General features: G+C 43.3%; 19 protein-coding genes and 1 pseudogene. 6 read left to right on the top strand and 14 right to left on the bottom strand.

Annotated elements, in window-relative coordinates:
* Positions 1 to 69: 69 nt before the first annotated feature.
* A complete protein-coding gene (gene cmoB, locus AC2SLO_RS12090) occupies positions 70 to 1,131 on the top strand; it encodes a tRNA 5-methoxyuridine(34)/uridine 5-oxyacetic acid(34) synthase CmoB (RefSeq protein ID WP_486541579.1) in 1,062 nt (353 codons plus the stop codon).
* Positions 1,132 to 1,188: 57 nt separating this feature from the next.
* On the opposite strand, the gene AC2SLO_RS12085 is transcribed toward cmoB, so the two are convergent.
* Positions 1,189 to 1,419: a DUF2788 domain-containing protein gene (locus AC2SLO_RS12085; protein ID WP_486541581.1), complete on the bottom strand. Its 231-nt coding sequence runs from the start codon at positions 1,417 to 1,419 to the stop codon at positions 1,189 to 1,191.
* A gap of 359 nt (positions 1,420 to 1,778) precedes the next feature.
* Between AC2SLO_RS12085 and argS the strand changes: the two genes are divergently transcribed.
* The 3 genes from argS to AC2SLO_RS12070 all read left to right on the top strand — a co-directional run bounded on the left by argS (position 1,779) and on the right by AC2SLO_RS12070 (position 5,462).
* On the top strand, positions 1,779 to 3,608 hold the full coding sequence (gene argS, locus AC2SLO_RS12080) for an arginine--tRNA ligase (protein ID WP_486541583.1): 1,830 nt from the start codon (positions 1,779 to 1,781) through the stop codon (positions 3,606 to 3,608).
* Between the two features lie 153 nt (positions 3,609 to 3,761).
* A complete protein-coding gene (locus tag AC2SLO_RS12075; protein ID WP_486541585.1) occupies positions 3,762 to 4,619 on the top strand; it encodes an SPOR domain-containing protein in 858 nt (285 codons plus the stop codon).
* Between the two features lie 84 nt (positions 4,620 to 4,703).
* The gene (locus AC2SLO_RS12070; protein WP_486541587.1) at positions 4,704 to 5,462 is read left to right on the top strand and encodes an IclR family transcriptional regulator; all 759 of its coding nucleotides are present in this window, start codon (positions 4,704 to 4,706) and stop codon (positions 5,460 to 5,462) included.
* Between the two features lie 83 nt (positions 5,463 to 5,545).
* On the opposite strand, the gene mmsB is transcribed toward AC2SLO_RS12070, so the two are convergent.
* The 13 genes and pseudogenes from mmsB to rdgB form a co-directional block, all read right to left on the bottom strand.
* The gene (gene mmsB, locus AC2SLO_RS12065) at positions 5,546 to 6,490 is read right to left on the bottom strand and encodes a 3-hydroxyisobutyrate dehydrogenase (protein WP_486541589.1); all 945 of its coding nucleotides are present in this window, start codon (positions 6,488 to 6,490) and stop codon (positions 5,546 to 5,548) included.
* 69 nt (positions 6,491 to 6,559) lie between these two features.
* Positions 6,560 to 7,783: an enoyl-CoA hydratase/isomerase family protein gene (locus tag AC2SLO_RS12060; protein WP_486541591.1), complete on the bottom strand. Its 1,224-nt coding sequence runs from the start codon at positions 7,781 to 7,783 to the stop codon at positions 6,560 to 6,562.
* A 126-nt stretch (positions 7,784 to 7,909) separates the two neighbouring features.
* Entirely contained in the window at positions 7,910 to 8,692 is a 783-nt protein-coding gene (locus AC2SLO_RS12055) for an enoyl-CoA hydratase (RefSeq protein WP_486541593.1), read from the bottom strand.
* A 186-nt stretch (positions 8,693 to 8,878) separates the two neighbouring features.
* The gene (locus AC2SLO_RS12050; RefSeq protein ID WP_486541595.1) at positions 8,879 to 10,045 is read right to left on the bottom strand and encodes an acyl-CoA dehydrogenase family protein; all 1,167 of its coding nucleotides are present in this window, start codon (positions 10,043 to 10,045) and stop codon (positions 8,879 to 8,881) included.
* Between the two features lie 304 nt (positions 10,046 to 10,349).
* Positions 10,350 to 11,837, bottom strand: coding sequence for a CoA-acylating methylmalonate-semialdehyde dehydrogenase (locus AC2SLO_RS12045; RefSeq protein WP_486541597.1), 1,488 nt, complete (start codon positions 11,835 to 11,837; stop codon positions 10,350 to 10,352).
* A gap of 306 nt (positions 11,838 to 12,143) precedes the next feature.
* Positions 12,144 to 12,640: pseudogene (locus AC2SLO_RS12040) on the bottom strand (GntT/GntP/DsdX family permease); the annotation flags it as partial.
* A 97-nt stretch (positions 12,641 to 12,737) separates the two neighbouring features.
* Complete coding sequence (locus tag AC2SLO_RS12035; protein WP_486541599.1) at positions 12,738 to 14,756, bottom strand: propionate--CoA ligase; 2,019 nt, start codon at positions 14,754 to 14,756, stop codon at positions 12,738 to 12,740.
* Positions 14,757 to 15,181: 425 nt separating this feature from the next.
* Positions 15,182 to 16,396: an MFS transporter gene (locus AC2SLO_RS12030; RefSeq protein WP_486541601.1), complete on the bottom strand. Its 1,215-nt coding sequence runs from the start codon at positions 16,394 to 16,396 to the stop codon at positions 15,182 to 15,184.
* A 308-nt stretch (positions 16,397 to 16,704) separates the two neighbouring features.
* The gene (locus tag AC2SLO_RS12025) at positions 16,705 to 17,634 is read right to left on the bottom strand and encodes an SDR family NAD(P)-dependent oxidoreductase (protein ID WP_486541642.1); all 930 of its coding nucleotides are present in this window, start codon (positions 17,632 to 17,634) and stop codon (positions 16,705 to 16,707) included.
* Positions 17,635 to 18,121: 487 nt separating this feature from the next.
* Entirely contained in the window at positions 18,122 to 19,399 is a 1,278-nt protein-coding gene (clpX, locus tag AC2SLO_RS12020) for an ATP-dependent protease ATP-binding subunit ClpX (RefSeq protein ID WP_486541603.1), read from the bottom strand.
* Positions 19,400 to 19,533: 134 nt separating this feature from the next.
* Positions 19,534 to 20,256, bottom strand: coding sequence for an ATP-dependent Clp endopeptidase proteolytic subunit ClpP (gene clpP / locus AC2SLO_RS12015; protein WP_502318974.1), 723 nt, complete (start codon positions 20,254 to 20,256; stop codon positions 19,534 to 19,536).
* A gap of 430 nt (positions 20,257 to 20,686) precedes the next feature.
* Complete coding sequence (gene tig / locus AC2SLO_RS12010) at positions 20,687 to 22,024, bottom strand: trigger factor (RefSeq protein WP_486541605.1); 1,338 nt, start codon at positions 22,022 to 22,024, stop codon at positions 20,687 to 20,689.
* Between the two features lie 412 nt (positions 22,025 to 22,436).
* Positions 22,437 to 23,096, bottom strand: a complete 660-nt coding sequence (rdgB, locus tag AC2SLO_RS12005; RefSeq protein WP_486541607.1) for an RdgB/HAM1 family non-canonical purine NTP pyrophosphatase — start codon at positions 23,094 to 23,096, stop codon at positions 22,437 to 22,439.
* A gap of 646 nt (positions 23,097 to 23,742) precedes the next feature.
* Between rdgB and sodB the strand changes: the two genes are divergently transcribed.
* Complete coding sequence (gene sodB, locus AC2SLO_RS12000; RefSeq protein WP_486541609.1) at positions 23,743 to 24,372, top strand: superoxide dismutase SodB; 630 nt, start codon at positions 23,743 to 23,745, stop codon at positions 24,370 to 24,372.
* Between the two features lie 328 nt (positions 24,373 to 24,700).
* Positions 24,701 to 24,946, top strand: coding sequence for a hypothetical protein (locus AC2SLO_RS11995; RefSeq protein WP_486541611.1), 246 nt, complete (start codon positions 24,701 to 24,703; stop codon positions 24,944 to 24,946).
* The last annotated feature ends 15 nt before the right edge of the window (positions 24,947 to 24,961 follow it).

Here is a 24,961-nt window from a genome sequence, read left to right as displayed (position 1 = left end):
TTTATAATAGCGACCTTCATTATCAAGCCGAATACCAAACATAACGCCAAAACATACAACGAACCGTCTATGACAAATAACACCATCGAAACCGCCGAACGTGAACTGTATTTGGCACTGATTCAGCGTGCCCAATACAGACCTATTGCCACCGAATGGCTGGCTAACCTGCCACATTGGCTAAGTGATATCAAAGACAAACGACGCTATGCTCATGCCCCTGCTTATCTAGCTGCTGTCGAAAAGCTACCAAAACTTGATGTCAAAAATGTTGATTTAAACAGCGATGTATTAACAATAGACACTCAATTGACCGAGGCACAAAACAAGCAGATTACTGCCTTGATGAAACAATTAATGCCATGGCGTAAGGGTCCGTTTCAAATTGGGTCCGGTGAGAATAAGGTGTTTATAGATACTGAATGGCATAGTGACTGGAAATGGCAGCGTATTGCACCTCATATCGGTACGCTTGAAGGTCGTTATGTACTTGATGTGGGTGGTGGCTCAGGCTATCACGGATGGCGTATGGCAGGCGCCGGTGCTAAGCAGGTGGTTATTATTGACCCGTCTTGCTTGTTTTATCATCAATTTATGGCAATTCGTCATTTTGTGAGCGGCTTTGATGCGGATACCGATGATGATAAGACAGGGGTTGGTTACCGTACTCACTATATTCCGGTAGGGTTAGAGGCGTTGCCGTCAAGCTCAGATCAGGGCAACCAGTTATTTGATACCGTATTTTGTATGGGGGTGCTGTATCACCGTCAGTCGCCGTTTGAGCATTTGTATCAACTGAGAAATCAGCTGATTAAAGGCGGGCAATTGGTATTAGAAACCTTGGTTGTCGAGGGTGATAAAAATACGGTGCTTGTGCCGCACGACAGATACGCCAAAATGAATAATGTTTATTTTCTACCGTCAGTGGCGGCATTGACCGGCTGGCTAGAAAAGGTCGGCTTTAGTGAGGTGAAATGTGTGGATATTGATATCACCTCGACTGAGGAGCAGCGGGCGACAGATTGGATGACGTATCAATCTCTGAAAGACTTTTTAGATCCGAATGACTCAACTAGGACAATTGAAGGCTACCCTGCGCCGATGCGAGCGACCTTAATAGCGACCAAATAGCCACTCTTTAGTGGCTATTTGCAGCGGGTTTAATAGCTGATCATGAGAATGAGCTAATTATAGAACCCATTTTTCAAACACAACTTCTAATAGTAGTTTTAATAAAAATCCGACAAAGCCTGCGCCTAAAGCTAAGAAAATCCAAAAGGTGCCGGCACGACCTGCGTCAGATTTTTTGGAGATATCCCACATAATAAAAAATAGAGTGGCGATAAAGATAGGCAATAAAACGTATAAGCCCCAGTTGGTAATCGTTTCAGCAGCAATAGCAAATACAGTAGCAATCATAATTTTGTCCAAGCGTTAGTATAAAAGTATTATTAGAATAAAAAGTATTAAATAAAAAGGTACTAAATAAATATAGAGATGACCCATTATAAAGGACTCACTACCCACAATACTATGAACCATCCCAAACGCTAACAAAACAACAATATCAAAGTTGATGGAAAAAAAGGGCTAACCTTGATATATTAAAGGGTTGCTACAAAGATAATCGTGTTTGTTTTTTATTATAAATAGGCCATCGATTATTGCACCTTATATTTGGTTTTGTACCACCCAATTCATTTAGCACCACCTTAATAATAAATATCTCGTTGACCCTTTAAATCTCATATTCACTTAACTTCAGAGTTTAATAAATTATGTCGCAAGCTCAAATTGACACTATCTTCGCACTATTAGACACCGCAGCTAATACACTGATTCAGTCGGGCGGTTTACCAAATGACTGGCAAAATAACAGTCAAATTACACGAAGTAAAAGCCCTGAGCATGGTGATTATGCCAGTAATATCGCATTAACCGCTGCAAAAGCGGCTAGGACCAATCCTCGTGCTTTGGCAGAACAGTTAATTGCCGCACTACCAGAGAATGCAGATATTGCCAAACTAGAAGTAGCAGGCCCTGGTTTTATTAATATCTTTTTAAACAGTGATGCCAAGTTTGCGGTACTCGATGCCATTTTTGATAAAAATGAGCGTTATGGCTTAACCGATGAGTTTTCGGATAAGAAGATACAAGTTGAGTTTGTATCAGCGAACCCAACCTCAAGCTTGCATGTGGGTCATGGCCGCGGCGCTGCCTTCGGTATGAGCGTGGCTAACCTGCTCGAAGCGGTGGGTTATAACGTGACACGTGAATATTATGTCAATGATGCCGGCCGTCAGATGGATATCTTGGCGACCAGTACTTATCTGCGTTATTTAGAGCTTAATGGTGAGCAGATTCACTTCCCAATCGGCGGTTATCAAGGTGATTATGTGACTGAGATTGCTGAGACGATTAAAACTCAGCAAGGTGATGCATACGTACACAGCTATGTTGATATCAGCGCTAATGCTCCAGAAGATGAAGTATCAGAGATTAATGAGGCCGGCGAAAAAGAAGTGGTTTCTGGTGATAAAAATGCGCATATTGATGTGGTTATTGCCAACAGTAAGCAAGCGCTGGGTGACAGCTACGAGATATTCTTGAATGCCGCGTTAACTGAAATCTTGGGCGATATCAAAGACGATTTAAATGATTTTGGTGTTCGTTTTGAGCGCTGGTTTAGTGAAAAGTCAATCGCTGATGAGATTGAACCGGTACTCGCTGAGCTTGATGCCAAAGGCTATTTATATGAAAAAGACGGTAACACGTGGTTTAAATCAACAGAGTTTGGTGATGAAAAAGACCGCGTGGTACGCCGTGCTAACGGCTTAACCACTTATTTTGCTTCAGACATTGCCTATCACAAAAACAAATTTGAGCGCGGCTTTGATACCGTGATTAATGTTTGGGGTGCCGACCACCACGGCTATATCGCCCGTGTTCGTGCTGCGCTAACTGCTCTAGGCATCGATGAAAAACGTTTAGAAGTTATCTTGGTGCAGTTCGTGGCATTATGGCGCGGGGATGAGAAAATCCAAATGTCATCACGTTCAGGTAAATTTGTGACCTTACGTGAACTGCGTGAAGAAGTGGGCAATGATGCAGCACGTTTTTATTATGTGGCGCGTAAGCCTGAAGTGCATATAGACTTTGATTTAGAGCTTGCCAAATCGCAAAGCAAAGACAATGCAGTGTATTACATTCAGTATGCGCACGCACGTGTGTGTAGTGTGCTTGAGAAAATCAATGAAAAAGGCTTTAGTGTTGATGACACTATCGGTGCCGCCAATCAAGAGCTGTTATCTGGGGAAGCTGAGAGCGAGCTAATTAAGCTATTGGCTGCGTATCCTGCCACGCTAAAACGTGCAGCAACTGGTTATGACCCGCATATTTTGACCAACTATCTAAAAGACTTGGCCGCATTATTCCATGGTTGGTATAACGACAATCGAATTTTACCCGTGAGTATCATTGCTGATGAAACCCCAACTGAGGAAGAGTTGGCATTAATGCAAGCCCGTCTGCGCTTATCAAAAGCAGTACGCCAAGTTATCGCTAACGGCTTGAGCTTATTGGGTCTATCAGCACCAACCAGCATGTAGGTTAAGTTGAGCAGATGTGGATTGAAGTCTGCTTGCAATGACCAAATTTAGAGTGATAAATAATTAATATATTTGCTCATGTTAGTGACTTAATGGTTGACTGATAATTTGCCAACGAGCATGGCTTGACTGATTCATAAATGGAGACACGTTATGTTAGCAAGAAAACCGAAAGGCGCAGTAGAGAAGCGCGGCAGCGGAGTATCAAGCTTGCTGTGGATGCTCGTTGGCGCTATTTTGACAGTCATGGTTGGAGTTTCCATGTATCTGTGGAATCCATTTGATCTTGGTACAGAGACTAAGGTAGAGGAGCGTACAATTGAACCTATTGATCAGCCAGCACCGCAAACCGATGACTATGAGTTCTATGACTTATTGCCTGAGCAAGAGATAACCAGTATTCCAGATGAGGCCATTGTGCGAGACGATGAGCTATATGGCGAGGATTACGAGCTTGAGCCAGATGTGGTCGTCACCGATGAGAATTCAGCAAGGAATAACCGCACAAATAACTCAGATGCTGGTAACTATGGTATCTCTGAAGACACTGTCTCGAATCCTATGGGTTCAGACAATCAGAATGTCGCAGATGACGAGATAGAAATGGTAATTGTTGAGGAAGAGGGCACTTATGACGAGCCGTCAACGAACAACAATAGCAATAATAATCAGAATAACTCAGGTCAAAATACAGGTGCGAGCCAAAACAATGGCCGTGCCAATACGGTGAATAATAGCGCGAATGCTACGGCAGCACGCGCTAATGCGCCTAAGCTAAGCTATATCTTGCAAATCAATAGCTTTAGTAATGCACAAGAAGCGGACAAACGCCGCGCTCAAGTATTAATGGCAGGTGTTGATGCGCATGTTGTAAAAAACAAGATGGCTAATGGTCAAGTGTTCTATCAAGTTGTCTCTTCTACCATGACCAACCGTCAGGGTGTTATCTCGGCACAGCAAAAGCTGCAAAATAACGGCATTGACTCTCTAATCGTTGAGCAGCGCCGCTAATTTAGCCGTGCCATATCCAAACGGTATTTGTTAAATTGCTGATAACCTGCTGTATTTGCCTTCATTTATAAGGGTCTGTTTGCTATGCCAAAAGTCTCCTCTATTACTCGAGTGCTGCAAATTATTGAGGCGGTATCGTATGCAGCAAAGCCGGTTACCCCTTTAGAGTTGTCACAAGAATTAGATATCCCTAAGCCGACCATTCATCGATTATTACAGCAATTGGTGGATGAAGGCTTTGTCAGTATTGATATTAGCGGCGGTATTATTGCTGGTCGCCGAGTAAGAAACCTAAGCGTTGAGCTGTGGCAGCAGCGTCAGTTTTATAGCGAACGTCATGTGATACTGCAGCGCTTAGTGCGTGATGTGAAAGAGACTTGCGGGATCAGTGTGCCACACAATATGGACATGATTTATACCAATCGTGCTAAGACTGATTTACCGCTGCAAATCTATTTGCCTGTTGGTGCCAAATCACCCATGTGGTGTACGGCAACGGGTAAGCTGTATTTAAGTCAACTATCTTGTGAGCGCCGCAGTAAAATGCTGCAGAACTTAAGCTTGGATAAATTTACCAAAAATACCATTACTGATATTGATCAGCTCAATATTGAGTTAGATGCTATTGCCGAGACAGGTATTGGTATCGATAACGAAGAGTTTATTTCAGAGATGGTGGCGGTGTCTGTGCCAATTTTGGATAAGCAAGACCGTTATTTGGCATCGCTATATATGCATGCGCCAACGGTTCGAATATCGCTTGATGAGCTGATTGCCACGGTGCCACGTTTGCGAGAGGCCGCAGCCGATATTCAAACTTTGGTGTATGAATTGCAAAGCTAATCGAAAATTTTGGTGGTTATGATAAATAAAAAGCCCAAGTCAGTGACTTGGGCTTTTCTGTAAATGCTTAGTTGATAATAGGTCTAAATATCTTTTAATACACTGTCGTCAAAGTAGCCCATGATGCTTGAGAAGTCTTTTTCTTTATACTGCTCAATATGGCCGTCATATAAATGTGCCGCTTGGCTACCCATAGGCACTTCTACGCCCGTTTCTTCAGCTGTTTGCAGCGCTAGATGTAAGTCCTTGTGCATATGCTGACTCATAAAGCCGCCCGTATAGCCGCGACTCGAGGGCACGCTGTCAGAGACACCAGGGTAAGGGTTGTATACCTCAAGCGTCCAGTTACGGCCTGAGCTTTGTAGCATAATCTCTGATAACACGCCGGCATCTAGGCCGTTTTTGACACCTAAGTTGATGGCTTCAGCAGTACCACTCATTAAGATGCCCAGTAGCATGTTGTTGCAAATCTTAGCGACCTGTCCTGCGCCATGATCCCCTGCATGAAAAATGTTTTTACCCATAGCCTGTAAGATAGGTTTTGCACGATCAAATGCAGCATCTTCACCCCCTACAATGAAGGTTAGCGTTCCTGCTTCTGCACCAGCAGTACCGCCAGATACTGGGGCGTCAATAAACTCAATACCTTGATTCTGGGCAATCGCCGCAACTACTCTAGCATCTGCTGCTGCAATGGTTGAGCTGTCAATGACTAGCGTGCCTTCTGGCAGTTCTGAGAGTAAGCCATCTGAGCTTAATTCGGTCGCTTCTGCATCACCTAAATAAACGTTTTTAACATGCTTACCGGCAGGTAACATAGTAATCACGATCTTGGCATTTTTAGCGGCATCTTTGGGAGAAGTAGATGTTGAGGCACCAGCTTCAGCCAATTGCTGCTGTGCGGCATCGGATAAGTCGAACACGGTGACATCGTAGCCACTTTTGACTAGGTTCTTAGCCATCGGTCCGCCCATGTTGCCAAGTCCAATAAAAGCGATACGGGTGGTGTCTTTGTTATTGTCTGTCATATCATCACTCCTTGATGAAAAGATAAAGAGTCAGGGGGTAAGATTACTTCAGGCGTAATCAGCCTTCAGTCAGTTTAGGGTCTGTTGAACAGCTAGGGCATAACGACCTAACCAGTCTTCAAAAATATGCTCGCCGGCAGGGTAGGGATTTCTAAAGTGGCTAGCAATAAAGTCATCGCCCGCCTTATCTAAGCAGTTCTCTAAAGAGCGAGACCAGTTTGGATTTTTGTCTTTATCAATCAATAAAGCGCGAACGCCTTCTTTGAAATCTGGATTATTTGCGCAGTGTACAGCAACATTGGCTTCTAGATATAGAATCTGCTCAAGCGATAAGTCTTTAACACGGTGATACAGCTCATAAGTTAGAGCAGCAGTTACCGGACAGCCGGCACGGTAAGTGACCAAGGCACGCTGCGCCCATTTATCTTGCGCAAAATCTGGGTCAAGTTTGGCAATAGCGTCATCGTCCTGTAGCAGGGCATCGATTTCTTTCAGGCCGCCGCTGACCATAAGCGCCTCAATGGTTTGCCAGTATTCAGCCAGTTTGCTAGGGGTTAGGTCGGCAGGTGTGTTTTGCGATAACGTGGCTAGACAACGACTGGTTAGATGACTGGCTTCACTGGTGAGGCCATGCTTATTTGAGTCTGTGTTCCAATCCATTTTGCTCAAAGCATCGATAACTTGTGGGTAGCTGTCACTAGTTAGAGCATACTCGGCAAGGCTGGCAAACTGGGCGTCACTGCCATTACACAGGGCACCGGTTAAGCCTAAAAACAGTCCCGTTTTTGCAGGCATACGCTGCAAGAACCAGCTACCTGAGGCATCTGGGAATAAACCAATGCTAATTTCCGGCATAGCAAATTTGGTGGTCTCAGTCACAATACGATGGCTACAAGCGGCCATTAGGCCCATACCGCCGCCCATAATAATGCCATTGCCCCATAAGATAATCGGTTTGGTGTAAAAGTGCATTTGGCGGTATAACGCGTATTCACTACCAAAAAATTGAGTCGCATAAGGGTTTGGCATCGGCGGATTATCGAGCATACTGTCGTATAGTTTACGAATATCACCGCCGGCACAAAATGCTTTATCACCCGAACCACGTAGCATCACAGCGATAACTTTGTCATCATCTTGCCACTGCTTGAGCTGCTCACTCATTAGCTGACACATATCAACACTCAACGCATTAAGTGATTTGGGTGAATTTAATGTCATCTCACCGATCATATGACCTGAGTCGGTAGCGTGTGTGGCAAATAACACCGGTTTATCATCTGGTTGCTGCATATTAAAATCCTTTTTTGATATTACTTCTAACAATTTCTTTGTCATCTTCCCTGACATAGCGAGCGTGGTTAGTTAAACATATTGAGCGTTACTGATTAAATACATTGCATTGGAGCCTTTTACAACTTATTTGTTGGTCCACGTCGGTTTACGCTTTTCTAAAAACGCATTTACTCCTTCGGTTTGATCTGCGGTATCAAACAGTTTAACGAACGCTTCACGCTCATTGATTAAGTTGTAAGCAGGCGGTGTGTGTCTTGCTGCTTGCACCAGTTGTTTGGATAAGGTCACCGAAACAGGCGATTGGTTGGCGACTTTTTGTGCAAGCTTTAATGCTGTATTTAAGCCTTCACCTTTTTCGACCACTTCTTCGACTAGGCCAATGCGTAGTGCAGTGTCTGCATCGACACGTTCACCACATAAAATCATACGCTTAGCCCAGCCTTCACCGACTAGCCAAGGTAGATTTTGAGTACCGCCGGCACAAGGCAGCAAGCCAACAGCCGCTTCAGGCAGCGCCATAACCGCATGTGATTCGGCAATACGAATGTCGCAGGCCAGAGCGGCTTCTAGGCCACCGCCCATGGCGTAACCGTTGATGGCTGCGATGCTCACACCCCGATAGTTTGATAGTGCTTCAAAGGCTTCGCCAAACGCAATTGCCATGGAGATGGCATTGCCTTTGTCACCGTCAGCAAAGGTATTGAGGTCAGCACCGGCTGAAAAGAATTTCTCACCATCGCCATGAATGACTAATGCATAGACTGAATCGTTGTTATTTAAGTCAGTCACCAGCTTTTTTAAAGACGCTAAGCTATCAGCCGTCCAGGTATGGGCTGGTGGATTATTTAAGGTAATAGTGGCCACGTGGCCATCAATTTTAAGATCTAGGTTGGTGTAATTACTCATAATATCCCTATTTTTTATATTAATATTTTATGTTTTTACTAAGCGACTGGGGCCATTTTTTATACTTCTGGCTTTATCTTTCAGACAGTGATAATAAATCATATCCAGTCGTCATACAGCTCAGTTTACGCATATTGCGTTATGACTATTTCAGTCCATAATGCGCTAGACAGTTTATTGAGCTAACTAACGTAAACTATTTAACGCGCCATCACTCATCATTTTGCGTGATACGATGACACGCATAATCTCGTTAGTGCCTTCTAAAATTTGATGCACACGCAAATCACGGACATGACGCTCGAGCGGGTATTCGTTTAGATAACCATAACCGCCATGCAATTGCAGCGCCTCATTGGCAACCGCAAAGCTAAGATCAGTGGATAGGCGCTTTGCCATAGCACAGTAAGTGGTGGCATCTGAATGCTTTTTATCCACTTTGCTGGCAGCAAGATATAGCATCTGACGGGCAGCGATAGTTTGGGTCAGCATATCAGCGAGTTTAAACTGCACCGACTGTAATTCGCTAATTGCACTGCCAAACTGCTTGCGCTCTTGCACATAGTTTAGTGCTGTCTCTAGTGCGGCTTGAGCGGTACCGACGGCACAAATACCGATATTAATACGGCCGCCATCAAGCCCTTTCATGGCAAATTTAAAGCCTTCGCCTTCTTTACCCAGTAGATTTTTGGCAGGGACTTTAACGTCCTTGAAATGGATAGTGCGCGTTGGCTGTGCTTTCCAGCCCATTTTGTGCTCATTTTTGCCGTAGCTGATGCCATCACTGTGCGCATCAACTACAAAGGCAGACACACCTTTAGGGCCGGCATCGCCAGTGCGCGCCATAACTACTAATATATCGGTTGAGCCTGCCCCTGAGATAAAGGTTTTTTCACCACTGAGTAGATAATAATCGTCGCCGTCTTGTTTGACTGACTTAGTGGTCAAAGAACCTGCGTCAGAGCCGGCGTTGGGTTCTGTGAGGCAGTAGCTTCCTAGCAGCTCACCACTGACCAGTCGAGGAACGATGTCAGCACGGACATCATCTTTGGCATATTCACCAATCATCCAAGTGACCATATTATGGATACTGATATAGGCAGCAACAGCGGTGTCACCCCAAGCCAGTTCTTCAAATACTATCGCTGAATCAAGACGGGGTAGGCCAAGGCCGTCGTAATCTGGGTTGGTATATAACCCTAAAAAGCCAAGTTCGCCTGTTTTTTTGATCACATCAACAGGGAAGTGGCTGTTTCTATCCCAGTCGGCAGCGTTGGGTTTCAATTCCTTTTGGGCGAATTGGCGTGCCATTCTTTGGTACGCCAATTGGTCGTCGGTCAATGCAAAGTCCATGATGCATCCTGTTTAACAATTTATAAGGTGGTGCGTATGTAGTATAACAAGCAAAATCTGTTGTGGTAGATAATATAGTCATAGCCAGACTAAAGAGTTACGGTGTTAACCTCGCTTAGCCTACTACAGTAGTACTTGCACTCGGTTGCCTTGTACCTTTTTTAGCTGGCTTCGACTATATATTAATGGTCTCAAATGGTAATGAGGGGTAACTCGGTTAGCGATCGAGAGATTTATGGATATACGTATTACCCTCTCAATCGCTATCCTAGCGTCTATTTACCGTTTCTTTTTTATGCTAAAACTACATAGAGATGGTGGTATTTACCTTACCTTTACTCGCTTCATCATCAAACCAGCGCGCGGTGACTGTCTTGGTCTGAGTATAGAACTGTACGGCTTGCTTACCATAAGGACCTAGGTCGCCAAGCTTACTAGCACGTGAGCCTGAGAATGAGAACATTGGTAGCGGTACAGGAATCGGTAAGTTGATACCTACTTGACCCACGTCAATGTCTTGCTGGAATTTATGAGCGGCAGCACCAGATTGAGTAAAGATAGCGGTACCATTACCGTTTGGATTAGCGTTAATGATTTCAATTGCTTCATCTAGCGAATCGGCGCGCATGATACACAGTACAGGACCAAAGATTTCTTGGCTATAAATCTGCATATCGGTTGTCACATTATCAAAGATAGTTGGACCAACAAAGTTGCCGTTCTCGAAACCATCAACACGAATGCCGCGACCGTCTAATAACAGCTTAGCACCTTCATCAACACCGCTTTGAATCAAACGCTCAACACGCTCTTTGGCTTGTGGGCTAATCAGCGGACCTAAGTCTTTGTCGTTTTTGCCGGCAGATACGACTAAGCTTTCGGCTTTTGCTTTAATCTCATCGATCCAGTTTTTAGCATCACCAACCAATACCACAACCGACAGTGCCATACAGCGCTGACCAGCGGCACCAAAGGCAGCACCAGCTAATTGGTTTAGAGTTTGTTCTTTGTTGGCGTCAGGTAATATTACTGCATGGTTTTTCGCGCCCATCATACACTGAACACGTTTGCCGGCTTTGCTGGCACGGTCATACACATGATGGCCAACATTGGTTGAACCAACGAATGATACCGCTTTAATATCCGGATGATCACAAATAGCGTCTACGGTTGGTTTGCCGCCATGCACCACGTTTAAGACGCCTTTTGGCACGCCAGCTTCAATAGCCAGCTCGACCAGACGCATGGTTACCATTGGATCTTGCTCTGAAGGCTTAAGTACAAAGGTGTTACCGGTAGCAATAGCCATCGGGAACATCCATAGTGGAATCATCGCAGGGAAGTTAAATGGTGTGATACCGGCACAAACCCCAAGTGGTTGCCAAATACTATATGTATCAACGCCACGAGCGACATTTTCAACAAACTCGCCCATTTGCAGGTTTGCGATACCAGCCGCATGCTCGACCACCTCCAAACCGCGGAACACGTCACCACGGGCATCAGCGATGGTTTTGCCTTGTTCTGAGGTTAATAATTCAGCAAGCTCATCCATGTGCTCACGGATTAGGGCTTGATAGGTCAAAAAGATACGTGCGCGTGTGGTAATCGGTGTTTTGCGCCAAGTTTTAAACGCTTCTTTCGCAGCCGCAACTGCCTCGTTGATTTCATCATTGGTGGTTTGTGGTACTTTGGCAATGACGTCTTGAGTTGCCGGATCGGTTAAGTCAATCCATTCTTGAGTATTAGAGTCGACGAATTGTCCGTTGATGAGTTGTTTAACTTGATGCATAAGATGTCCTTATCTTTGGTTGTTGAAAAGGTTAGCGGTCTTCCTAATTAGGTGCCAACCTTGTGATAATTATAAAATTAATAATGATATAAATCGTATCATTTTACAAGGATTATTTTGTCAGATATATCATTACCTTATAGGCGGTGTAGATATGGAGCATGATTAGAATGAGCCAAATAGTGTGCCTAATAGCAGAATCACTATTAAAGTAAAAATAGGAACAATGACAGCAGTCACAAAAATATCTTTATAAGATTCTTTGTGAGTCAGACCACAGATTGTCAACATGGTGATGATTGCACCATTATGAATAGCAGGAGAGCCGGGAAGCGCTGTCATGGTCAGGGTTAAAGCACCAATACTAATTGCCCCTGGTATTAGCCGTTTGGGAATATTAACCTCTTTAAACAAAGCAGCGGCCATCGGATAAATGGCAAAGGTCACCACAAATGCTGAGACACCGCCATATGTCAAAATGGCGCAGGCTAATACCACGGCCAGTAAAGCGTGTTTGTCACCAAGCTTTTTGACGATATTGTGTGCAATACTGTAGGCATAGCCTGAGTCTTCCATCAGCTTGCCAAAAATAGCGCCTAGTATAAATAAGGGAAAGTATTTGACTGCAAAGCTGCCCATACCTTCCATAAAGACTTGGGTATAAAACCCCATGGCTTGACTGCCTTGACCACTTAGCACAACTGCCAAGACCGACAATACCGGTGCCAATACTAAAACGCTAACGCCTCTATAAGCGAAATACATTAGCAAAGCTAAGGATATAAAATCGCAAAAATACTCATATTTAGCTCCTTCTAAATATTATTGTGAGTCTACGATGTTGAGCACATAAAAAACGTCATCCATGGCGCTTTTTATGTATCGTAATGGGTAATCCTATTAATAATTGTCTAATGCCGCCTTAACTGCATCAATCGCAGTGGGATCATCCAAGGTCGACATATCACCGGTGGCTTGACCTTCCGCTAGAGCGCGTATAGCACGGCGTAGGATTTTGCCAGAGCGGGTCTTTGGTAATGCCGTGGGGAAATAAACAGCAGCAGGGCGGGCCAGAGACCCTAAAGACTTGGCAACGATACCAAATATCTGTTGTTCTACTCTAAACCTATTTTCGGTATCCTCAATTATCGACGGGTCACGCAAAATACAAAAGGCAATGGGTAATTCGCCTTTTAAGTCATCCTTGATACCAACAACCCCAACTTCTGCCACTTCAGGATGCTCGCTAATCGCCGCTTCAATCTCCTGCGTACCTAAGCGGTGTCCTGCAACATTGATCACGTCGTCGGTACGACCTAGGATATAAAAATAGCCTTCTTCATCGGTTGTTGCATAGTCGGAACTGGAGTATTGATTGCCATCAAATAAGCTGTAATAACTTTTGATAAAGCGCTCATCATTACCCCAAACGGTGGTTAAGCAGCCCGGAGGTAGCGGTGCTGAAATCGCTAACAAGCCTTTTTCACCAGGCGAGCAAGGCTCTCCCGTTTCTTCATTAAGCACTTTGGCATCATAGCCAAACATAGGGTAACCGGGTGACCCTGCTTTATGATCTTTATGATCAAACTTAGGAACATGGCTTAAGATAGGCCAGCCTGTCTCTGTTTGCCAATAGTGATCTATAATTGGCACCCCAAGATGATTTGAGAGCCATTCACCCGTCGGTTCATCCAATGGCTCACCGGCTAAAAAGAAGGACTTCACGCTGCTGGTGTTATAACGGGTTAGCCACGATTCATCTTGTTTTTTGAGCATTCGGATGCCTGTTGGCGCAGTAAACAGAATATTAACCTTATTGGCCTCGACAATGCGCCACCAAATCCCTGGGTTTGGATAATGGGGCAGACCTTCGTACATAATACTGGTCATGCCAGCGAGCAGCGGGGCGTAAATGGTATAAGAGTGTCCGACCGCCCAGCCAATATCAGAAATGGCCCAGAATGTCTCTCCTGCCTTGCCATCATAAATGTAGTCAATCGATGTGGTTAAGGCGACGGCATGTCCACCCGTATCACGCTGTACGCCTTTGGGTGTGCCAGTGGTACCTGAAGTATAGAGTAAGTAGCAAGGTTCGTTTGACTCAAGCCAGACTGGTTCAACGACGGCTTTTGCGTCACAACTAATGCGGCGCTCAGTAGCATAGTCGACATCGATGGGTTGCGGGGTGTATGGCATGATGCCACGATTCACCACCAATACTTTTTCTGGTTTATGCGCCGCTTGTTCAACTCCTTGATTGACTAAGTTCTTATAATTAATCACTTTGCCACCGCGCAGACCGGCATCGACTGTGACCACTAATTTTGCTTGTGCATCATCCATACGCACCGCAAGGTTATGCGCTGCAAAGCCGCCAAATACCACAGAATGAATCGCGCCGATACGGGTACAGGCTAACATGGCGTACGCCGCCTCTAGAATCATCGGCATATAAATAATAACACGGTCGCCTTTACCAACGCCTAAGCGTTGTAGCACATCTGCGAAATAATTGACTTCTTTATATAAGCGGTTATAGGTGAGGCGACGCTTAGCATAGTCGGTGTAAAACTCAACATGATTGTCCAGCTCTTTAAAGGCTTCGGCAACACCAGGGTGATTGTCTAGTAGGTCTTGATTAATCTCAGAGGATACCCAAACAAAGGCGTCTTGCTCGGCGCGTTCTTCTAAATGGCGATCGACGCAGTTATAGCAGACATTGGTCTCACCACCGACAAACCATTTTGCAAAAGGTAAGTTGCTGTTATCAACAATTTGCTCAGGTGCTTTATGCCAATAGATGCGTTCGGCTTGTCTGCCCCAAAATGCTTCTGGGTCATTAATTGACGTGGAATACAGCTGAGAGAATGATTCGGTAGAATTAGGCTGATAATGGGTTTGGGTTTTGGCATTAGTCATGGCGCTATCCTTAGCTATCTATGTTATGACTGTTTGAATGGGATTTTTAATTTAGAAAGTTTTAAATAGGCACTAAGGTTTCGTAAAACGTACCTCAATGCATCCTTATGACATCATTCGCATTCCTTGCTAATGATGTTGTTTTAAATGGGTATATTCGATACAAAATATCTCATTTTAATTAAAATTTAATTTAACAAAGATATCTATGATCGGTCAATACAAATTATAATTTTAATTGAGATAATTCAAAGTAATGGTTCAAAAGACGCAAATTCAATTCATTAGTGAGCTTACAGACTATAGTCGTAGGCAAACTAAAGAGCGACAGCGATAACCTCACTAAGCCGACAAAATAGAACCATAGCCATAGTGCTGCTTTAAGTATAAATTAAATCAAGGGAATGCGTTTGATGTGCTACTGGTTACGAATTAAGGGGCGTTTTAATCATGCCAAATCGTGCAATTAATAGAGCCATGAGCTGCATAAACAGTAGTGCCCAAACTGTATAAGTCCACTCGCCATGGGCATAAGCCAGTCCACATACCCATGCCCCAACCGTACCGCCAGCATAGTAAAACATATAATATAAACCTGAGGCCAGAGACCGCCCTTCATGCACATTGGTGGCAATATAGCCGATCGTGGCAGACTGAGTAATAAATACCCCTGAGGACATGACGCTGATACCGATAATAATCAACCATAAAGGGGCAGATAAGGTCATCAATACGCCCAACATCGACATAATAACGGCCACAACAATGGTTCGTGCTGCCCCAAAGCGTTGAAGTAACTTAGTTGATAACGGTGTGATAATGACTCCAAGTAAATACACGGTAAAAATATTAGCCAGTTGTCCCGTATCTAAATGGTAAGGCGTAGCGGCAAGGTGCAGGTTAATAAAGGTAAAGCAGCCGACCAGTGAGAAAAGCACACAAAAACCAAGTAAACCTGCCGATAGCACATAGCGATTGGTCAGGTGACCGGCTAGCGTTGTCAGTGCGGTACGAAACTTGGGACTGGGGATAAATTTTTTGGAGGCGGGAAGGGTCTTGGCTACCCACAGTGCTCCGGCAAAGGTTAAGGCCGCCATAATATAATACGCGATTCGCCAACCGACCCACTCATGCAGATGTCCTAAAATAAAACGCCCTGAAAAGCCGCCAAGCACGGTACCTGACACGTAATATGCCATGAGCTCAGCAATCGCTCCGCCTTTGAACTCCTCTCCAAGATAGGCAATGGTCACCACCGTAATACCGGGAACAGATAGCCCTTGCAAAAAGCGCCAAAAGGTCAAGACCTCCACGCTACTGCTATGCGCAATTAAGGCGGTAGGTACCGCTAAAAATAGTAATGCCGCCACGATAATGGGCTTGCGCCCCATGGCATCAGACAACATGCCTAAAAAAGGAGACATGATAGCCACTGCCATGACAGTCGCCCCAACCGCCATACCGACTTGTACTTCACTGGCCCCAAAGTCGACCATTAATACCGGTAAGATGGATTGGATAGAGTACACCTGTAAAAAGGCGAATACCGCAATTAGCATTACCGTGGCTTTGAGTACCCAAGTTGGTGGCGGTGTCTGAGAAGAGGTTGCCGTTTCGGTTTTAGAGGTGGGTGTTTGCATAAAGTGACCAATGATATCCAAAGCAAAAACACAATCGGCTGGCATGAGCGCAGTCGATTTGATAACTGTTAACTATCGGTTTAAAAAGAACACAACTGACGCAGAATTAGAAGCTACAGCAACTGGGGATATTTAGTTACACTGTCTAATGATGGTGCCAGACATTCAATAAAAAATACCTAATTGCCTTCAAGCGTTTAAAGTCCTCTATTAAAACCCACTATTTTATAAGGCTTAACTTAAATCGGCTAGCCTATTAATGTCTCTTTTGCGCCAATAAAATGCGTTCGATTCGTTTATTTAGCTGATTAACCCAGCTTACGCATCAGTGGATGTCTTTTTAGTTTGGAGATGGTCTTTGTTGCGCGGTTCATCACTTGCCCATAATTTGAGGGGAAAGCGCGCTGCACCAAATCAAATAATTTTGCATCATCACCAATCAGACAGCGAGGTTGATTATTGGCGACGGCCATCAATATTATTTTTGCGGCCATATCAGGGTCAAACTTCAATAATCTATTGATTTTCTCTAAACCTTTCGCCCCTGTGGTCATTCCAAGAGAACTCACACTGTCATGTTCTCTGGCATTATTAGCAATATTGGTTTTAATACCGCCAGGGTGTACAGATGTCAAAGAGACGCCACACTTTTGAATATCCAGCTCTTGACGTAAGCTTTCATTAAATCCACGAATGGCAAATTTACTGGCGTTATAAGCGGACTGGGCCGGTAGGGCGACAATACCAAACAAACTGGATATATTGATAATATGACCATGAGCTTGTTGATGAGTTTGCCTTTTAGAGTGAGCTTGTGGCTGGTTATTGGCGTCACTAACACTTTGTTTAATTAACGGTAAAAAGGCTTTGGTACCATACACCATGCCCCAGAAGTTTACACTCATGACCCATTCGATGTCCTCTATCGACTCGCCCTCGACAGTCGACGCTAAGGCTACTCCAGCATTATTAAAGATAAAGTTGACTTTGCCATGGTCTTTGAACACTTGATCTGCCCAAGTGAACACAGCCTCTTTATTTGCCACATCCAGCAGGGTTGCTGTTACCGTCACCTCATAGTCAGACAATAACTGCTCAGTTTCAGCCAGATTATCAGGATTAATATCAGCGAGTGCTAAGTCGCACCCTGTCGCCGCTAAATTTAAAGCTAGCGCACGACCAATACCAGACCCTGCACCGGTAATGGCTGCTACATGTCCTTGATAAAAGCGGTTCATTAGCGTTTGATCGACATAAGGGGCCATGAAGGGCAGGACAGGAGAGAGTCGGTTGATAAGAGTTTTTGTGGACGTAAGCTTTGTAGTCATAATTGGACCCATTAATTAAAATAATACCTTTTCTATAATATAAACTATCCTTGTTAGGCTTAATAAACCGAGTCTCTTTATTAGGCTTTTTAAACCTAATATATGTCACGTTTAGACTTGTCTTCCTCGATAGGTAAATCTCTAGATTTGGTATAAAGTAAGAATAACAATAAAGTTTATAAAATATTTAAGAGCTATTAGGCTGGTTAAGAAGTGTAAAGCGCTAGACATACTGACTATAATAGACCAGTTGCGAGACACCCACAATAAAAAACGCCTCTCTCATTGAGAAAGGCGTTCGTAAACTATTAAGTCCAATCGGCTAAATCAACCCGATAAAATGGAATAGAGCGGCGATGTCATTCGTACATTAGCCCCTTAGCTTGAAAACATTATACTAGGCGATTTTAGGTGTGACACCGTCATTGATAACCGTCTCATCAACCACTACAGATTTTGCATTTTCCATAGAAGGCAATTCATACATAGTGTCTAATAACGCGTTCTCAACGATCGAACGTAAGCCACGGGCACCGGTCTTGCGCTCCATCGCTTTATGAGCGATCGCCTTTAAACCATTCTCGGTAAAGGTCAGTTCAGCATCTTCCATCTCAAACAGATACTGATACTGCTTAACAATGGCGTTTTTAGGCTCAGTCAAGATTTGCATTAACGCATCTTCATCCAGCTCTTCAAGCGTTGCAATCACGGGTAGTCGACCGATCAGCTCTGGTATCAGACCAAACTTAATCAAATCTTCTGGTTCAACCTGCTTAAACAGCTCAGACAACTGACGGCCATCGTCTTTCGCTTTCACTTCAGCGTTGAAGCCAATCCCTGTTTTTTCAGTACGCTGCTGAATCACTTTATCAAGACCTGAGAACGCACCGCCAACAATAATCAGAATATTACTGGTATCGACTTGAATCAGTTCTTGGTTTGGATGCTTACGACCACCGTGTGGCGGAATGGCGGCAACCGTCCCTTCAATCAGTTTGAGTAGCGCTTGCTGTACGCCTTCACCCGATACGTCACGGGTGATTGACATATTCTCGCCTTTTTTACTGATTTTATCGATCTCATCGACATAGATGATACCTTGCTCAGCTTTCTCAACATCATAATCAGCCGCTTGTAGTAGCTTTTGTACGATGTTTTCAACGTCTTCACCCACATAACCGGCTTCGGTTAAGGTAGTTGCATCTGCCATGGCAAAAGGAACATCAAGCATACGGGCTAGCGTTTGAGCCAATAAGGTTTTGCCTGAACCTGTTGGACCAATCAACAAGATATTACTTTTTGATAGCTCAACCATAGCATCATCAGCGCCCAGCTTGGCTTGCTTAGCATCTTCTGCTAATTGAGCCGCTACTTTTAGACGTTTGTAATGGTTATATACTGCAACGGATAGCGCTTTTTTAGCGGTATCTTGACCGATGACATAACCATCTAAATGCTCACGAATCTCTTTTGGTGTTGGTAGCTTTTTGGATAACCAAGAGCTGGTTTGTTCACCGTCTCCCTCAGCACTGTCAATATCGCCATCTTCAATTAGGTCTGTGCATAGCGCCACACATTCATTACAGATATTTGCGTCATCGGCTGCAATAAGCTGTGCCACTTCATCTTTCTTTTTACCACAAAACGAACACTGTGGTGTTTTATCTTTAGCCATGCTTGGCGCTCCTTAATAATTACTCTAAAGCTATCTATATAAATTGCTCAATATGGTATCAGCAACGCCATTAATCAGTCATTAATGGACTAATTACCAGCATCACAGCCTTCAAACATAATGGGTTTAAAGGTTTACTTTTCGTCTTCTGGACGACGCTCTAATACTTCATCAACCAAGCCGTATTCTTTGGCTTCTTGCGCGTCTAACCAGTAGTCACGCTCAACGTCTTTTTCGATTTTCTCTAATGGCTGACCGGTACGCTCCGCTAAGATACGGTTTAGACGGTCACGGATTTTTAATATTTCACGAGCATTAATCTCAATATCCGTCGCCTGACCTTGTGCACCGCCTGAAGGCTGGTGAATCATCACACGTGAGTTAGCAAGCGCATAACGTTTGCCTTTTTCACCGGCTGCCAATAGGAATGAGCCCATGCTATATGCACCGCCCATACAAATGGTTGATACGTCAGGTTTGATAAAGTTCATGGTATCAAACATGGCAAGACCGGCGCTCACTGAACCGCCTGGCGAGTTGATGTATAAGTGGATGTCTTTTTCTGGGTTTTCTGCTTCTAAGAACAGCATCTGTGCCACGATTAGATTGGCCATGTTGTCTTCAACTTGACCGGTCAAGAAGATAACACGCTCGCGAAGTAGGCGCGAGTAGATGTCAAAAGAGCGCTCGCCACGGGCCGATTGCTCGACAACCATAGGTACTAGTGCAGCTTGCGGTACGCTAACAGTCGCGTCACGCATATCTCTTAATACGGCATCATGGGCAGCAACCAGCTTATCGAAATGAGGGTTGTTGATGATACGCTCGATATCTTGCTGGGTGTTTTGGTGATTCATAAATAATCCCTATGTTTGGTCAGTTTTACAATGTTTTAAATCGTTGTTTTTGATGTTAATGAAATTTTGGTGTTATTGAAATAAAGGCAACTAAGCTTATTTGCCGAACCCTCAATGTCTGCCTGCTTTAAGTCAATACTTAACTATCAAACGAGAAAAGGGTAGGCGGCTTACGCATACCTATATCATTGGTTTATATTTTGGGGTGTCTGGCAATAAATCAAGCGCTTAGCGCACATATCTTGCGTGATGACCCATAATTAACACATAGTTTAGCAATTTCTATAGGTCTATAGGCAAATTTCAACCTAAATAAAATCAGCAGAGACAAAAATGCCCCAACTTATCGAAGTTAGGGCACTTTTATTAAGCGTTATCCATCAGCTATTAACAGCAAAAGATTAGATGATTCATTTTATTGAAAAATGAATTACATCATACCTTGTTGTTGTGATGCTAGAAGTTCTTGATAGCTAACTTCTTTGTCAGTTACTTTGCTTTGATCAATTAGGAAGTCAACCACTTGATCTTCTAGTACGACAGATTCGATGTTAGCGCGTTGCTGTGCATCGTTTGTGTAGTATTCGATAACTTCTTGAGGATCTTCGTAGTTTTCAGCAGTTTCTTTAATGAAAGTATCCACACGTTCTTGATCTACTTTCATATCATTTTCTTCGATAATACGAGACACTAAGATGCCAAGGCGTGCAGCACGGATAGCTTGCTCTTCAAATAGCTCACGTGGCAACATATCTTTGTCGATGCTGTTAGCGTTGCCGCCGAACTGCTGCGCAAAGCGCTGCATCATTAGGTTACGCTGACGATCCACTTCTTGTTCAATCATAGCGCTTGGTACGTCAAATTCGTTTTTCTCAAGTAGCGCATCAAAGGCTGCTTGCTTAACTTGGTTGCGTGCTGCGTTTTTGATTTCACGCGTCATGTTCTTACGAACGTCTGCTTTAAGCTGCTCTACGCCGCCTTCTTTTACGCCGAATAACTCAAGGAACTCTTCGTTGATTTCTGGAAGCTTAGATTCTTCAACTTTTTTCACGTTGATTTTGAACTGTGCTGCTTTACCGGCTAGGTTTTCAGCTTGATAATCTTCTGGGAAAGTGACGTCGATGGTTTTTTCATCGCCAGCGCTCATACCTTTGATGCCATCTTCAAATCCTGGAATCATTTGGCCGCTGCCTAGTACAAGTTTAAAGTCTTCAGCTGAGCCGCCTTCAAATTTCTCGCCGTCGATAGAGCCTTCAAAGTCAAAGGTTACTTGATCGCCCTCATCTGCTGCGCCTTCTTTATCAGCAAATTCTTGACGCTGTTTGCGAAGGTTTTCGATCATAGTATCAACGTCTTCATCATTGATAGTGGCGTTATGACGCTCAACTTCGATGTCGCTGATGCCTTCCACTTTGATTTCTGGGAAGATTTCAACAGTCGCTTGATATACTAAGAATTCATCTTCAAGCTTAACGTCATCGATGTTTGGCATGCCAACAGCACGGACGTCTTCTGCTTTGATAGCCTCAAACACAGTGTCACGGATTACGTCGTTAATTACTTCTTGCTGAATACCAGCGCCATACTGGGCACGGATATGTGAAACAGGCACTTTACCTTTACGGAAACCATCAATTTTGGCAGTTTTTGCCACATTGCGGATACGGCCTTCCACTTTGTTTTGAATCTGTTCAACAGGAACTTTAACAGTCAGTTGAGTTTGATTGTCGTTGACTTTGTTAGTCGTGACTTGTAGATCTTTTGCCATGGTTATTAACCCTGTATATTAATCGTTTGATTGTAATGATAAGCAATGTCCACTTTACAACGAAAATAGACTTCGACTATAAAGTAGCGGATTGCCAAGAATATAACGCTAAACTGGTTTTAATAAATATCACGCATATTATAAAGCACAGTGGCTGCCGTGCACTCTCATTTTATCGCTTAGTTATAGCGTCAATACCGCCATTAGTAAGTTAAAACAAGGATATCCAAAGATATCGGATGCCACAGACGTCTGGCTAAATAACAGCAAAATACGCACAACTTGCTCGATAGCAAAGGTGAGTTTGGCACTGCTATAAAATTATAAAATTATAAAAGTAGAACAGTATAGTCTATCAGCCAGTTAATGTAAAAATAAAGTAAAAATTGCGCACCTACATGGCCAAAATTGGCTAAAAATCTGCTAACTGCGCCAATAACTGCTTCATCGCATGGCCGCGGTGACTGATTTGGTTTTTGGTAGCAGGGTCAAGCTCGGCCGCACTTTTATTAAAATCTGGCACATAAAACAGGGGGTCGTAACCAAAGCCGTGCTCCCCTTGAGGTGCCTCTAGTATCTCACCTTGCCACAAGCCTTGCGCAATAATGGGTAGCGGGTCATCAGCATGACGTACCAACGCTAGGACACACACAAAGTAGCCTTTAATAAGCTGGTCAGGATTTGGCTGTCGAATAGGTTGTAAGTTGTCAATTAACTTAGCATTATTCTTGGCATCATTGCCATGAACACCTGCATAACGGGCAGAGTGAATACCAGGGGCGTTACCTAACGCAGGCACACATAGACCAGAGTCATCTGCTACCGCAGGCAGTCCGCTAATACGACTGGCATGACGTGCTTTGATAATGGCATTTTCTACAAAGCTAAGACCATCTTCAATCGCATCTTCTATATTAAGCTCACCTTGAGGGATAATATCGATATTAAGATTGGCCTCGTTAAACAAGCGCTTAAATTCAGCCAGCTTGCCTTTATTGTTACTGGCCAGTACCCATCGTACAGTTTGTTGTGGAGTAGGGTTGGTGTTGGGTTTATTTAATGATGAGGTCATAAAGCTATCCTATAGTATCAAAAGATATTCAAATATTGGCGAGGAGCTGTATAGGTTGTATAGAAAGGGGCCACAATTAATTCAAGCTACTGTAAGCCACTTCGAGCTATTTTGAACCACTTAGTTGTCTGGCCGTTATCTAGTCATAGATAACAAACTATGATTCTATTATTGCCATATTTAAATGAAATCTCAGTTAATGATTGATTTTATTTATCATAGTGATTAATAAATTAACGCAGTGATATAACATTCGGTAACTGAGTTTGCCGCATTGCTTTGCTATAGTATATAACAAGACTTAGTAATCAAACTTTTAACAGACACTCATGTAACCACTTAGTACAGTTAAGTGGAATAAATGATGTTTAAAAAGTATTTGAGGATAAGGATGTGGGCCTAATTGATTTATGCCAATAAAGGATTAAGTCTGCATATGTAGCAATTTAATTATCAGATATTGGCTTGTCTGTTTGAAACAGATGGCTAAGCGAATAGTTTGATAATTAACGAGTTGTACGATTTTAGGATTTTAATAACAACAAGCCACTTTAGCCTTAGTTGTTTACGACGAGTATGTCGCCTGTTCGAATATTGGCCTACTCTGAATAGTCAGTAAGGTTAAACCAGCCAAGGATAAAATAATATGTCAAATATCACATTACCAGAACTACCTTATGCAAAAGACGCACTTGAGCCACATATCAGTGCAGAAACTTTAGAATTCCACCATGATAAGCATCACGCTGCCTACGTTAACAAGCTTAATGATTTGCTTCCTGGTTCAGGTCTAGAAGGTAAAGAATTAGATGAAATCATCAAAGCAACGGCTAAAGATGACAGCAAACAAGGTATGTTTAACCAAGCTGCTCAAGTTTGGAACCATACTTTCTACTGGAACTGCATGACTCCAAACAATGGTGGCGGTGAACCTACTGGTGATCTTAAAGCTAAAATTGAAGAAGATTTTGGTTCTTACGACAAGTTCCGTGAAGAGTTTAAAAATGCAGCAACGTCTCAGTTTGGTTCAGGCTGGGCATGGTTAGTTGCTGATTCAGTGGGTGGTAAACTGTCAATCATGAAAACGGCGAACGCTGATACGCCACTGGCTCATGACAAAACAGCAGTATTAACCTGTGATGTTTGGGAGCATGCATACTATATCGATTATCGTAACCGTCGTCCAGATTACGTGGATACCTTCCTTGATAAATTAGTAAACTGGGACTATGCCAATGCTAAATATAAAGGTCAAGACGCAGGTGTTGAAGAGTAATTTACAATAAAGCTTATTGTTTAAAAGACTTATTTTGTGAAATATCAGTCTTTTAATTATTAAAAAAGGATGCTTCGGCATCCTTTTTTGTTTTCTATCATTCATACAATAGTCGAATGCCATATACCCCATCTACCAGCCTATAACTCAATATTTAAATAATAATGATTTTCATTTACATTTTATAAGAATCAGGTTAAGGTATTTTATGTTCCAATTAAAACTATCTTAATGACCTATGAGATACCGAAATGACTTAGCGTCATTTACGCGGTATAACCACCTAAGACTCACTATTTCCTTAAACCATTAGTATGGAATAAACCTTATGAAAGAATCAGCTGGTAGTAAAGTTTTAAATAAACCCAATGTACTCAATTCGTTTCCTACAGCAGTGATGGCTTTGTTTACTATCGTCTTCACGACGAATAGTGCAATGGCACATCCTGGCCATGATCATACTGCGAATGAATCTATGCTGATGCATGTACTTTTTTACGGCTCCATTGTTATTGCTTTAGCCGCCTGTATTTGGGTAGCCTATCGTCAGTTTACTAAGCAAAAAGACAAATAGAACTCAAATCAACGT

The organism is Psychrobacter sp. CX14 (assembly GCF_057396205.2).
The sequence above is the reverse complement of the archived record's forward strand: the minus strand, read 5'-3'. Positions and strand labels throughout refer to the sequence as shown.